Annotated in this window: 11 protein-coding genes; 1 reads left to right on the forward strand and 10 read right to left on the reverse strand. The window is 61.4% G+C overall.

The features are described from left to right. Positions 1-119: 119 nt before the first annotated feature. Both mmsA and chvE read right to left on the reverse strand, forming a co-directional pair. Positions 120-1655 carry a multiple monosaccharide ABC transporter ATP-binding protein gene (gene mmsA, locus AC1DWF_RS11790; protein WP_476784818.1) on the reverse strand — a complete coding sequence of 512 codons (1536 nt, stop codon included), beginning with the start codon at positions 1653-1655 and terminating at the stop codon, positions 120-122. A gap of 143 nt (positions 1656-1798) precedes the next feature. Beyond that, positions 1799-2866, reverse strand: coding sequence for a multiple monosaccharide ABC transporter substrate-binding protein (gene chvE / locus AC1DWF_RS11795; protein ID WP_476787903.1), 1068 nt, complete (start codon positions 2864-2866; stop codon positions 1799-1801). A gap of 298 nt (positions 2867-3164) precedes the next feature. Here chvE and AC1DWF_RS11800 point away from each other — a divergent pair, with 298 nt between their 5' ends. Next, positions 3165-4151 carry a LysR family transcriptional regulator gene (locus tag AC1DWF_RS11800; RefSeq protein ID WP_476786557.1) on the forward strand — a complete coding sequence of 329 codons (987 nt, stop codon included), beginning with the start codon at positions 3165-3167 and terminating at the stop codon, positions 4149-4151. A 2-nt stretch (positions 4152-4153) separates the two neighbouring features. Here the strand turns inward: AC1DWF_RS11800 and AC1DWF_RS11805 are convergent, their stop codons facing one another. The 8 genes from AC1DWF_RS11805 to AC1DWF_RS11840 form a co-directional block, all read right to left on the reverse strand. After that, positions 4154-5332: a serine hydrolase domain-containing protein gene (locus AC1DWF_RS11805; protein WP_476786556.1), complete on the reverse strand. Its 1179-nt coding sequence runs from the start codon at positions 5330-5332 to the stop codon at positions 4154-4156. A 19-nt stretch (positions 5333-5351) separates the two neighbouring features. Continuing rightward, positions 5352-6548 (reverse strand): serine hydrolase domain-containing protein, encoded by a 1197-nt coding sequence (locus tag AC1DWF_RS11810; protein ID WP_476787902.1) that lies wholly within the window; start codon positions 6546-6548, stop codon positions 5352-5354. Between the two features lie 150 nt (positions 6549-6698). Beyond that, positions 6699-7733 carry an extracellular solute-binding protein gene (locus tag AC1DWF_RS11815; RefSeq protein WP_476787901.1) on the reverse strand — a complete coding sequence of 345 codons (1035 nt, stop codon included), beginning with the start codon at positions 7731-7733 and terminating at the stop codon, positions 6699-6701. 125 nt (positions 7734-7858) lie between these two features. Then, positions 7859-8893 (reverse strand): ABC transporter substrate-binding protein, encoded by a 1035-nt coding sequence (locus AC1DWF_RS11820; protein ID WP_476787900.1) that lies wholly within the window; start codon positions 8891-8893, stop codon positions 7859-7861. An 18-nt stretch (positions 8894-8911) separates the two neighbouring features. Then, positions 8912-9712, reverse strand: a complete 801-nt coding sequence (locus tag AC1DWF_RS11825; RefSeq protein WP_476782477.1) for an ABC transporter permease — start codon at positions 9710-9712, stop codon at positions 8912-8914. Beyond that, a complete protein-coding gene (locus AC1DWF_RS11830; protein ID WP_476787899.1) occupies positions 9705-10625 on the reverse strand; it encodes an ABC transporter permease in 921 nt (306 codons plus the stop codon). Before AC1DWF_RS11830 ends, AC1DWF_RS11825 begins: the two co-directional genes overlap by 8 nt. A 3-nt stretch (positions 10626-10628) precedes the next feature. Then, positions 10629-11723: an ABC transporter ATP-binding protein gene (locus AC1DWF_RS11835; RefSeq protein ID WP_476782479.1), complete on the reverse strand. Its 1095-nt coding sequence runs from the start codon at positions 11721-11723 to the stop codon at positions 10629-10631. Between the two features lie 126 nt (positions 11724-11849). Continuing rightward, entirely contained in the window at positions 11850-13526 is a 1677-nt protein-coding gene (locus tag AC1DWF_RS11840) for an amidohydrolase (RefSeq protein WP_476782480.1), read from the reverse strand. Position 13527: the final 1 nt, after the last annotated feature.

Consider the following 13527-nt stretch of genomic DNA (forward strand, 5'->3'; position numbering starts at 1 on the left):
GAAGAACACCATGATGGCGATCAGCGCCAGCACGAGGCCGTAGTCGCGCAAATTGCTTTGCCAGGCCGAGCGCGCCGCGGAATTGGCCGGCCGGTTGGCCTGCGCTGCCGTTTCTGTGCTCATGACGCTTTCGCCTCCCCGCGCACGATGGCGCGCATGATCTTTTCCTGGCTCGCCTCGTTGCCGGCCATTTCGCCGACGATGCGGCCTTCGTTCATCACGTAGATGCGGTCGCAGATGCCGAGCAGTTCCGGCATCTCCGATGAGATCACCAATATGCCCTTGCCCTCGCCGGCCAGCCTGTTGATGATCGTGTAGATTTCGTATTTGGCACCGACGTCGATGCCGCGTGTCGGCTCATCGAGGATCAAGACGTCGGGATTGGCAAACAGCCACTTCGACAGCACCACCTTCTGCTGGTTGCCGCCGGAAAGGTTGCCGGTCTTCTGGTAGACGCTCGACGAGCGAATGTTGGTCTTCTTGCGATAGTCGTTGGCGGCATTCAGCTCGGCGATGTCGTCGAGAACCCCGCCATGTGACACCGCCTTGAGATTGGCGACCGTCACATTGTGCTTGATGTGGTCAATCAGGTTGAGCCCGTAGGTCTTGCGGTCCTCGGTGGCGTAGGCAAGCCCATGCGCCACCGCGCGCCCGACGGTCGACGCATCGACCTTCTTGCCGTGGACGAAGACCTCGCCGCTGATCCTGGTGCCGTAGCTCTTGCCGAACACGCTCATGGCGAACTCGGTGCGCCCGGCTCCCATCAGCCCGGCGATGCCCACGACCTCGCCCTTGCGGAGGTTGATATTGACACCCTTGATGATCTGCCTGTCGGGATGCACGGGGTGATGCACCACCCAGTCCTTCACCTCGAAGATCGTCTCGCCGATGTTGGGCGAGCGGCTTGGAAAGCGGTCCTCCAGCGTGCGCCCCACCATCGAGGTGATGATCCGGTCCTCGGTGATTTCGTGCGGGTCGAGCGTCTCGATGGTCTGGCCATCGCGCAAAATGGTGATGCGGTCGGCCACCTTGCTCACCTCGTTGAGCTTATGCGAGATCAGGATCGAGGAAATGCCCTTGCCCTTGAACTCTATGAGCAGCTGCAGCAGCGCGTCGCTGTCTTTTTCGCTCAACGATGCCGTCGGCTCGTCGAGGATGAGCAGCTTCACTTCCTTCGACAGCGCCTTGGCGATCTCCACCAGTTGCTGCTTGCCAACACCGATATTGGTAATCAGCGTGTCGGGGTCCTCGCGCAGGCCGACGCGCTTGAGCAGTTCGGCCGCGCGCCGCCTGACCAGGTTCCAGTCGATGATGCCGCAGCGCGACTGCTCGTTGCCGAGGAAGATGTTTTCGGCGATCGACAAGAGCGGCACCAGCGCCAGCTCCTGGTGAATGATGACGATACCCGCGCGTTCGCTGTCGTGGATGCCGCCGAAACGGCATTCCTGGCCCAAATAGCGGATTTCACCCGAATACTCGCCAAAGGGATAGACGCCTGACAGCACCTTCATCAGCGTCGACTTGCCTGCGCCGTTCTCGCCGACGATGGCCAGGATCTCCCCAGCCCGGACGTCCAGATTGACGTTCTGCAGCGCCTTGACGCCTGGAAACGTCTTGGTGATGTCGCGCATTTCAAGGATTGTGCTGTCCGTCATCCGAACTCTCGATCCAGCAACGAAGAAGGCAACCGCACGCGCAGTCTGCCGCACTTCTGGAGAGAAGAAAACGCCTATGCGCCGAGCCTGCCCTTCCCCCGCAAGATGCAGGAGAAGGGTTGGGTTCGAAAGGGCGCCTTCGCTTACTTAAGCTCGTCGGCCTTGATGTAGCCCGAGCCGACCACGATCTTTTCGTAGTTGGTCTTGTCGACGGCCACCGGCGTCAGCAGGTAGGACGGAACCACCTTCACGCCATTGTTGTAGGTCTTCTCGTCGTTGATTTCAGGCTTGCCGCCCGAAAGCACGGCGTCGACCAGATTGGCTGTCACCTTGGCGAGTTCGCGCGTGTCCTTGAACACGGTCGAATACTGTTCGCCGGCGATGATCGCCTTGACCGAAGGGACTTCGGCATCCTGGCCGGAAACGATCGGCCATGGCTGGTCGGCAGTGCCGTAGCCGACGCCGCGCAGCGACGAAATAATGCCGCGCGACAGGCCATCATATGGCGACAGAACCGCATCGACGCGGCTGCCATCGGAGTAGTTGGCAGACAGGATGTTGTCCATGCGTGCCTGGGCGACAGCACCGTCCCAGCGCAGCGTGCCGACCTTCTGCATGCCCGTCTGGCCGGACTTCACCACCAGCGTGCCTTTGTCGATCAGCGGCTGCAGCACCGACATGGCGCCGTCATAGAAGAAGAAGGCGTTGTTGTCGTCGGGCGAACCGCCGAACAGCTCGACGTTGAACGGACCCGGCTTCCCAGGATAGCCGAGGCCCTGGAGCAGCGATTCCGCCTGCAGCACGCCGACCTTGAAATTGTCGAAGGTGGTGTAGAAGTCGACATTGCCGCTGTCGCGGATCAGACGGTCATAAGCGATGACCTTGACGCCCTTGTCGGCAGCCTGCTGGAGAACGGCAGACAGCGTCGTGCCGTCGATCGAAGCGACGACCAGCGCCTTGACGTCCTTGGTCACCATGTTCTCGATCTGGGCGAGCTGGTTGGGGATATCGTCTTCGGCATATTGCAGGTCGGCGTTGTAGCCCTTTGCCTTGAGTGCTGCGACCAGTTCGTTGCCGTCGCTGATCCAGCGCAGCGAAGACTTGGTCGGCATGGCAATGCCGACGGTGCCCTTGTCCTGGGCGTGCGCCTGGTAGGACATGGCAGCCAGACTGACCGCGAGCGCGGCCACGAACGTCTTGATGATCTTCACTTCTCTCTCCCTTGTGAAGTGCCGGCGCGCGGACGCAAGCGCTCGCGCGTGGCCCCGCCATGAACGGCGCGGCAAAGCCAGTTTGTGCAACATTCTCCCAAAGAGCCGCGAGCCCTGCGTTTCCTCCGCTCGATGCTCCAGCGCCCGGCTGGATTGTATCGAACTCGCGACGGCCACCAGAATTATGGAGTACGACATAACAGTCAAATGCAATCTTAGATGTTTCTCATATCATTTCTGGTATGTTTGATGACGAGGGCACGAAGCCCGCGCAACGGCCTTGGGAGGGGCTGAACCCATGGTCGACATCCCGGTCGACGTGCGGATGCAGGGTCTGAGCGTTCGTCTCAGCGAAAGCGAGACGCTGCTGCGCAGCGGCCTCAAGCTCAGGCACATGCGTTTGGTCGTCGCCCTTGAGGATCACGGCCAGATCAGCGCCGCCGCCCAGGTCATGAACATGTCCCAGCCGGCTGCCTCGCGCATGATCTCCGAGATCGAGGACATCCTCGGGGTACAGATCTGCGACCGGCTGCCGCGTGGCATCAGGCTGACGCCTTATGGTGCAGCCCTTGCCCGTCGCGGCCGCGCCATCCTGCTTGAAATGCAGCAGGTCGACCGTGAAATTTCCGATCTCAAATCAGGCAAAGGCGGTTCCGTGGTCATGGGTGCCGTGACCGCACCGGCGATTGAACTCGCAGTGCCCGCCATCCGAAAGATCCGCCAGCGCTACCCGCGCATCGAGATTTCCGTTCAGATCGAAACGAGTGCGGTGCTGGCGCGCGAACTGCTCGCCTCGCGCCACGACTTCATCATCGCCCGCATTCCCGACGACTTGGACCCGCGCCTGTTTGAAAGCCGCATTATCGGCATCGAAAAAGCTTGCCTGATCGTCCGGCGCGGCCATCCGCTGGCTGGTTCCGGCACCGTCCCGTTGGAGCGTCTCGCTGAATTCGACTGGGTGTTCCAGCCCGGCGGATCGCTGCTGCGCCAGACGGTGCAGGGCATTTTCATGAGCCGCAACGTCCGCATGCCTGACCGCATCCTCAACACCAGTTCGCTGCTGCTGACGCTGGTGATGGTGTCTCAGTCCGACGCCATCGCCCCGATCGCCGTCGACGTCGCCAAATTCGTCAACAGCGAGAGCGGGTTGGCTGGGGCAATCGAAATCCTGCCGATCGCCTTCGAGATCAACGTCCAGCCCTATAGCCTGATCATGGTGCGCGGCCGCACATTGTCACCGACAGCGCAGCTGCTGTACGATCATATCCTGCGGGAGATCGCCTGACCTCAAACCTTCTCGCAAAGCGCTTCGAAGAACGCCACATTGTCGAGATCCAGCGGATCATCGACCGGCAGCGCCTGCGACGACATCTTGGCGATGACGACTTCGGCCTTCTCGTCGACATAGAGCCACTGGCCGTGAATGCCGATGCCGCAATAGGCATTGGCGTTGTTGCCGCTCTGGTACCACTTGTTGCGATAGCGGCCATTGGCAAACAGGTTGACCATATCGCCGCGCTGCCAGGCCTCAGCGTGACCGCCATGGATTGTATCGTCGACCCAGGCTTGCGGCACGACCCGCCCACCTGCAGCCATACCGCCCTGCCGCATCATTTCACCAACGCGGGCAAGATCACGCGTCGCCACCGACACACCGCCGGCGGCGCGCGCCGAGCCCTCGCCATCGACGGTCACGAAGCCGTCGCGCTTTGCGCCAAGCGGCCGCCACAGCTTCTCCGACATCAGGTCGGCATAGCGCTGACCTGAAGCGCGCTCCACGATGATGCCGAGCAGGTCGGAATTGGGCGAACGGTAGCGGAAGGTCTTTCCGTGCGGCTCGTCCAGCTGCTGCAGCGTGACCAGGAATTCGCGCAGCGTTTCGGCCCCACCGCCGGGGTTCCACATAGTGGCACGGCGATAGCGGGCAAACGCACTTTCGGGATCGAGATAGGCTTCCTCGAAATCGAGGCTGACGGTCATGTCGAGCACGTGCCGCACCGTCGCATTGGCATATACCGAGCCCTTGGCTTCGGGCACATAGGTGGTGACGGGCGCGTTCGGGTCGAGCTTGCCGTCGGCCTCCAGCGCGCCCGCAAGGATTGCCGTCAGCGACTTCGAGATCGAAAAGATGATATGTCGCGCATCCGGCCGCATTGTTGGTGCGAACCAGTCGCCGACGAAGCCTCCCTTCTTCATCACCACCAGAGCGTCCGTCGACGAGCGCTCAAGGAAGCCCGCTACCGTCTCGTTCCGGCCATTGATCGCAACGTTTTCGGCAAGCAGCCCGCCGAGGTCGACCGGCGTCTCTTTCACATGGCCTTCATCGGCTGAAATCCGTGCGCTGCGCACCATCTCGCCGACATTCTGGAAGGCCCAGCGGCTGTAAGGCTCCTCGCGCCAGTTGGCGAGCGTCACATCGCTGCGGCCAAAGCCGAAAGTCCGCTCGAACAAGGTGGATGACGTCATGATCTTTTCCCTTCTATATTCAGGCCAATGCCGCCGAAATCGCGTGCACGGCCTTCAAGGTCGCCACCGAATAGGGCACCGAGGTGAAGTCGGGCCAGGTCGACAACTTCACCGTCACCATCCTGCTGTCCCTGTCGATATGGATCAACTGCCCGAATACACCCCGGCACATCAGTGCACGCGAGCGTGGATCCTCGATCCAGAACTGGTTGCGGTAGCTGCCTTCTGGCATCGAAGCACTGTAATCGGGGCCGTGCACGCCCTGACGGGTCTCGGCGATCCACGCGGCCGGCACAATGCCAGCACCATCTTCCAGGATCGTCTGGCCGAAGCGGGCATAATCTCGCAGCGTCGCGTTGAAGCCGCCGTCAGCCAGCGCGTAGCCAGCACTGTCGACGGTGAAGAAGGCATTCTCCTCCGCTCCGATCTTCTGCCACAGCTCTTCCGAAACGAGCTGTGGCAAGCGCTTGCCGGTCGCGCGCTCCATGATGAAGGCCAGCACGTCGGTTTCGATCGAGCGGTATTCGAATTGCGCCCCATGCGGGCGTGTCGTCTCGGTCAGCCGCAGGATCAGGTCGAAGACATGTTCCGGCCAGTGGAACGCCGGGTCGGTGCCTGGAGGAACCGCCTTCCAGCCCGAGGCGACATCGACCTGGCCGATGTCGGAATAAGGATCGGTATAGGCCTCGCTGAAACGCGTGCCCGTGGTCATGTCGAGCACATGCTGAACACTTGCGCCGCGCCAGCCGGTCACGCCCAGTTCGGGTAGATAATCGGTTACAAGTTTCTTCGGATCGACGACCCCTCGTCCAGCCAGGATGCCGAACACGGTTCCCGTCACCGACTTCGCCACCGATTGCGACAGATGCGGGGTGCGCTCGGTCATGCCGTTGTAGTAGCGCTCATAGGCGATCTTGCCGTCCTTGAGCACCAGAATGCCGTCCGTATAGGTTTCGTCGAGCAGGCCGGCCAGCGTCGTCGACTTGCCTTCGCTGTTTGTGACCGGCAACTGGTCGAGATCGACCTCGGCGCGCGGCAGGGCGCGAACCGGTCCCGCACCGCGCCACACCTCGGCGGTGGGCAGTATTTCGCGAATATGCTGGAACGACCAGCGGTTCCAGGGCGGGGTGTCCCAGTCCAGCCGGGACGGCGCCATGGCCGGCGGCGAGCCTTGCATGATCGGCGGCGGCACATCGCTGTTGCGGTAGGAACTCATGTCTCTCAACCTTATCTCTTCTCCCCGTTTACGGGGAGAAGATGCCGGCAGGCAGATGAGGGACGGCGCGAACTCTTCAAGGCTTGGTGCAGCCCCTCATCCGCCCCTTCGGGGCACCTTCTCCCCGTAAATGGGGAGAAGGGACAGCCCTTACTTCTGAAGCTCGGTCCAGATCCTGGTGTAGATCGCATCAGTTTCCGGCGCGCACATCATGGCCATCGTGCCATGCGGCTTGCTGGCTTCCGGAATGACGATCTCGGGTGCGTCCTTCATGTCTGCGGGCATGAACTTCTCGGACTGGGCGATGCCGTTTGCATAGCGGTGGAAGGCGGAAAGCCCGGCCGCGATCTCGGGGTCCATGATGAAATTCTGGAACAGCTTGGCATTCTCGACGTTCTTGGCATCCTTCAGCACGACGACATTGTCGCTCCAGTAGGTGAAACCTTCCTTCGGATAGCCGAAGTGAACTTCGGGACGCGCCAGCCGGATGCGCAGTCCGGCCCCGTTCCAAGTAGTGGACGCCTGGAAATCGCCGGCCTTCATCTTGTCAATGGCGCCATATTCCATGGCGATCCAGTTCGGCTTGGCCGCAACCAACAGGTCGCGCACCTTCTTCAGCACTTCCTTGTCGGCCGTGCACTGCTCGCCGCCGACATAGTGGACAGCAGCCGTCATGACGTCCTTCATTTCAGGAACGACGTTGACCTTGCCCTTCAGCTCATCCGGCGTATCGAAGATGATCCCCCAGGTGTTGATATCGCCCTTGTAGGTGTTGGTGTTGACGACGGTGCCAACAGTACCCCATGCCCACGGCACGGAATATTTGCGGTTGGGGTCGAATTCGGGATTGGCCCATTCCGGCGCGATGTTCTTGGCGTTCTCCATGCCGCCGGGATTGGTCTCGAGCAAAAGGCCTTCCTTGATCCAGATAGGCAGATGCGTCTGCGAGGGAACGGCGATGTCGAAGCCGCTGCCGCCCTGGCGCACCTTGGCAAGTGCGGTGTCATTGGAGTCGTAGTCGGTGACCGTCACCTTGACCTTGTACTTCTCCTCGAACTTTTTGATGACGTCCGGGTTGGTGTAATTGCCCCAATTGTAGATGTTGAGCGCACCTTCGGCGTGGGCGAGGCCCGTTGTGGCCAGCAGTGCCAGGGCCGCTGTGGCGGCGGACAATCTCGATTTCACGGCAATACTCCTTCTGTTACCTGTGACGTCTTCTGCCATGTGCAGAAAAAACGCTTGTGACAGCCGGGATCGATCTTCATCGATCCCGGCTGCGTTGTTTCAGGCTGGACGCCCTGCRCGTAGGCTTACTTCTGCAGTTCGGTCCAGATCTTGGTGTACAGCGCCTGAATCTCCGGCGAGCACAGGCGCTGCAGTTCGCCGCGCGATTTTTCAGCCTCTGGAATGATCACTTCCGGCGCGTCCTTCATGTCGGCCGGCATGAACTTGTCGGAACCGGCGATGCCGTTCGCATAACGATGGAAGGCAGAGTTCAATGCCGCGTTTTCCGGATCCATCATGAAGTTCTGGAACAGCTTGGCATTTTCAACGTTCTTGGCTTCCTTCAGCACAACGACGTTATCGCTCCAAAGCCCATAACCTTCCTTGGGATAGTTGAAGTGGATCGCCGGATTGGCCAGGCGCTGGCGCAATGCCGAGCCGTTCCAGTCGCTGGTCGCCTTGAAGTCGCCGGCCCCCATCTTCTCGATGGTGTTGTACTCCATGGCGATCCAGTTCGGCTTGGCTGCGACCAGCATGTCGCGCACCTTCTTCAGAACCGTCTTGTCGTCGGTGCACTGTTCGCCGCCGACATACTTGATCGCCGCAAACATCACGTCGTTCATTTCCGGAACGACGTTGACCTTGCCCTTCAGCTCCTCAGGCGTGTCGAAGATGATGCCCCAGCTGTCGGCCGGTCCCTTGTATGTGTCGGTGTTGACGACGACGCCGATCGTGCCCCAGGCCCATGGCACCGAGTATTTGCGGCCGGGATCGAAGTCGGGATTGGCCCATTCCGGCGCAATGTTCTTGGCGTTTTCCATCTTGCCCGGATCGGTCTCCTGGATGAGGCCTTCCTTGATCCAGATCGGAATGAAGGTCTGAGACGGAATCGCGATATCGAAGCCGGTGCCGCCCTGGCGCACCTTGGCGAGTGCTGTGTCGTTGGAGTCGTAGTCGGTGACGGTGACCTTGACGCTGTACTTCACCTCGAACTTCTTGATCATCTCGGGGCTGATGTAATTGCCCCAGTTGTAAATGTTCAGCTCGCCTTCGGCGGAGGCGAGGCTGGTCGAGGCCAGCAGCGCCAGGCCAACGGCCATCGACATGGATTTCAGGTTCATCATTCCACTCCCGTTGAACTAATCCCGTTTTCTGCTCATGAAGAAGAACAGTGTGACGATGACGACCGACAAGAGCAGGAAGACGGTCGAGATCGCATTGACCTCCGGCGTGATGCCGCGGCGGATTTGCCCCAGCATGTAGGTTGGCAAGGTGTCCTGGCCGCCCGACTTGACGAACTCGGTGATGACCACGTCATCGAGCGAAATGACGAAGGCGAGCATCAACCCGGCGATGATGCCGGGCCAAAGCAATGGCAGAGTGACCCTGCGGAACGCCTTCCATGGCGTGGCATAGAGATCGGCTGCGGCGCGTTCGAGCGTCAGGTCCATGTTCTCGAGCCGCGCCCGGATCGGCAGGTAGGCGAATGGGATGCAGAACGCGGTGTGCGCGGCGATCAGATAGCCAAGCCCCGAATAGCCGGTCGCAATCTTGACCTGGGCAAAGAAGATCAGCAGCGCCACGCCGGTGACGATCTCAGGCACCATCAGCGGCTGGTTGATAAAGGCGTATTTGAACGTCAGCCCGCGATAGGGTTGCGTCCGTGTCGTTGCCAGTGCCGCCATGGTTGCGGCAATCGTCGCCATGATCGCCGCCGCCGAAGCGATCTTCAGCGAACGCCAGGAGGCGTCGATCACCTGCACGTTGTTCCAGGCGGAGACGAACCAGCGCAGCGAAAAGCCACCCCACTCCGAAACCGAGGTCGACTCGTTGAAGGCATAGGCGACCAGCACCACGATCGGCAGATAGAGCAGCACGAAGCAGGTCGCAGCGATCGCGGTGAAGCCGGTCTGGTGTCGTATCGAAAACCGCTTAGCCATGACGCGCATCCGATCCGGACGTGTTGCGGACATAGACCAGCAGCGCCACCATCACGATCGCCATGACAGTGATCGACAAGGCGGCCCCCAGCGGCCAGTTGCGCCCCTGCCCGAACTGCAATTCGATCAGGTTCGCGAACATCATGTTCTTGCCGCCGCCGAGCACGCTCGGCGTCACATATGCGCCGATGGCCGGGATGAAGACCAGGATCGAACCGGCGATGACGCCCGGCTTGACCATCGGAAAGATGATCCGGCGCAGCACCTGCCAACGCGTGGCGTAGAGATCGTAGCCCGCCTCGACGAGACGGAAGTCGAGCTTTTCCATGCTGGCATAAAGCGGCAGCACCATCAGCGGCAGGTAGACATAGACCATGCCGACCATGATGGCGAAGTCGGTGAACAGCATCTGGATCGGCTGGTCGATGATGCCGAGCTTGATCAGGCCGGTGTTGATGATGCCTTCGTTGCGGATCACCTGCAGCACGGCGAAGGTGCGGATGAGAAGGTTGGTCCAAAACGGGATGGTGATCAAGAACAGCCAGATGTCACGCGTCCGCTCCGAACGCGTCGCGATGAAATAGGCTGTCGGGAATCCGAAGATCAGCGTCGCCACTGTCGCCATGAGGGCAAGCTTCAGCGAGCGCCAGAAGATGGTCAGATGCGCGCTGGCAAAGGCCAGCGTGTCGTCGAAAATGTCGCGCTCAAGCAGGACCGACACCCAGCCGTCGGTGGAGAATTTCCACACCACGTCGCCATACGGTCCCGGTGTCAGGAACGAATAGATCAGCACGATCAACAGCGGACCGGAGGCCGCCAGGAAGATGATGATCAGCGCCGGCGCCGACAACAGCCAGCGCTTGCGCAAATCGCGGCTTTCATTGAGCTTTTCGACTTCCGCAGCAGTGGCCATGGCTCAGTCCTTCAGGATCTGGGCCGCGTCGTCACCGATGACGACGCCGACGCGCTCGCCGCGCTCGAAGGTGGCATCCGCCCCGCGCGCATTCTGCTGGCGAACGGTAAACGTCTCGCCATCGTCCAGCTTGATGTGTACATGCGTATCGGTGCCGAAATAAACGACGTTTTCGACAATGCCCGAAATGTCGCCCTGCCCTTTGACGGCCTTGGCGTGCTCTGGACGGATCACGACAGTTGCGTCGCCATCGGGCTTAAAGCCCTCGGCAACGGTCGCGGAGATGGAGGCGCCGGACTTCAGCGTCACCTTGGCCTTGCCGCCGTCGAAGCTGTCGATCTTGGCGTCGAGGAAATTGGTCTCGCCGATGAAATCGGCGACGAAGCGCTCGGCCGGGCGGTCGTAGATATCGCGCGGACTGCCCACCTGCAGGATCTTGCCCGACGACATCACAGCGATGCGGTCCGACATCGTCAGCGCCTCTTCCTGGTCGTGGGTGACGAAGATGAAGGTGATGCCTGTCTCGTGCTGCAGCCGCTTGAGCTCGATCTGCATTTCCTTGCGCAGCTTGTAGTCGAGCGCCGACAACGGCTCGTCGAGCAACAGCACCTTGGGCTGCGGCGCGAGCGCACGCGCAAGGGCGACGCGCTGCTGCTGGCCACCTGAAATCTGGCTGGTGCGGCGCTTGGCGAGCTTTTCCATGCGCACCAGCTTCAGCATCTCGGCCACCCGCGCATCGATCACGGCGCGCGACTTGCCCAGCATTTCGAGACCGAAGCCGATGTTCTGCTCCACGGTCATATGCGGAAACAGCGCATAGGACTGGAACACCGTGTTGACCGGCCGCTTGAACGGCGGCAGCGGCGCGATATCGCTGCCATAAAGCAGGATCTCACCTTCGGAAGGAAAGTCGAAGCCGGCGATCAGCCGCAAAAGCGTGGTCTTGCCGCAACCCGATGGTCCGAGCAGCGTGAAGAACTCGTTTTCCCTGATCGACACCGAAACGGTATCGAGCGCCGCTACCTGTGCCTCACCCGTTCCAAAGACTTTACGAACGCCGCGAACTTCAATCGCATTCCTACCCGGTGTGTCCGGCACGCATAACGCCCCATTGTTTCGTCCACCTTGCTGGCGAACTTGTTCCCGTTTCGATTGTCACCACATGCCTCAAGGCTTGGCAACAACAGCTGTCATCTCACTGGTCGAGCAATCGCCGTGCCACCATCAGGCCTGGTAGGTCACCTTGCCGCCGCAGATCGTCGTCACCGGCCGCACCTCGTGCAGACCTTCAGGCGCTATTGCTTCGAGATCGGCCGACAGCACGACCAGATCACCGAAGAAGCCGGGTTTCAGCTGGCCCTTTTTGTCTTCCATGAATTCGGCATAAGCACCCTCAACCGTGTAGCCGGCCAGCGCCTGATGCAGCGAAACGCGCTGGTCGGGCATGTCGTCCGCCCAAGGCTTGCGCAGCATGGCCGCCTGCATGCCCAGAATCGGGTCTATGGGCGCTACCGGCCAGTCCGATGCAAACACCACATGGGCGCCGGCATCGATCAGCGTGCGGGTCGGATAGGCATAAGGCCAGCGCTCCCGGCCGATACGCGACACAGTCGGCTCGAGCGGGAAGCTCATGCCTCCTGGCGGATGGGGCGGCTGCATCGAGGCGATGACGCCAAGATCGACAAAGCGCGGAATATCGGTCGCGGTGGTCAGCTCGATATGCTCGACGCGGTGACGGCTGTCGCGCTTGCCGTTGGCCTTTTGGGCTGCCTCGTAGCCGTCGAGCACGGCGCGTACGGCACCGTCGCCGATCGAATGCACGGCGATCTGCAGGCCACGCCTGTCGATCTCGACAGCAATGCGCGAAAATTCCCCCGACGAAAACAGCGGCTCCCCAACCCAGTCAGGGCGGTCGGCATAAGGCTCGATCATGACAGCCGTCCACGAGTCGAGCACGCCGTCGTAAAACAGCTTCACCATGCCCGATGACAGCCACTCGCTGCTGTAGCGCTCGGCCATGTCTGATGCCTTGTCAAGCATGTCGAGGGTCATGAAGTTCTTGTAGTGGAACGGGATCTTTACCCGGCAGATCAGGTCGCCCTCGGCCTCGACCTCCGACAGGAGCTCGAGCTGGTAGTAGTTACCGTCCATGTTCTGGACAGAGGTTATGCCGTGGCGCGCGCACCAGTCGAGCCCGCGCCGCATGATGGCGCGGTCGCCGGCACGTTCCTCGGCACTCGGCATCGGGTCGGGTTCGCCGCCGGTCGACAGCCCGAGCCGCACGCGGCCTTCGCCGGCAAGCTTGAGTACCGGGTTGAACGCCTCGTTTTCGCGCAGCTCGCCCTCGGCCAGGCCATCGGTGCCCATGACGATCTCGTTGCCGGGCGTCAGCTCGCGCCCATGTAGCACGTCGGCCATCTCGAGCGCCCGGGTGTTCGCCCAGTAAGTGTGGTGGTCGGGTGCCGCCATCAGGAACGGCCGGTCGGGCAGGATCGCGTCAAGATGATGCCGGGTGACGCGCTCGGCGCCGACGATCGTGTAGTCCGCGCCTTGCCCCACCAGCATGCGCGCATCGGGCCGCGACCTGGCGTAGGCCTGCACCGCATCGCGCAAGGCCTCGAAGCCGTGGACGCCGGCGAGCTGGAGATGGGCGAGTTCGGCCGCACCCGAAAAGAGATGCATGTGCGCTTCGATGAAGCCCGGCACCACCGATCCGCCACGGGCATCGATGACCTTGGTCTGAGGTCCGCGCCAAGCTTCCACCGTTTGCTTGTCGCCGACAGCGGTGATCAAGCCGTCTGCGATGGCCACCGCTTCCGCCGCGGGCCGGGTCGGGTCCATGGTCAACACGCGGCCGTTGATGACGATCAGATCGGCATTGCGAACCGTTTGGACAGACATC

It is taken from the genome of Aminobacter sp. P4_D5 (assembly GCF_056401815.1).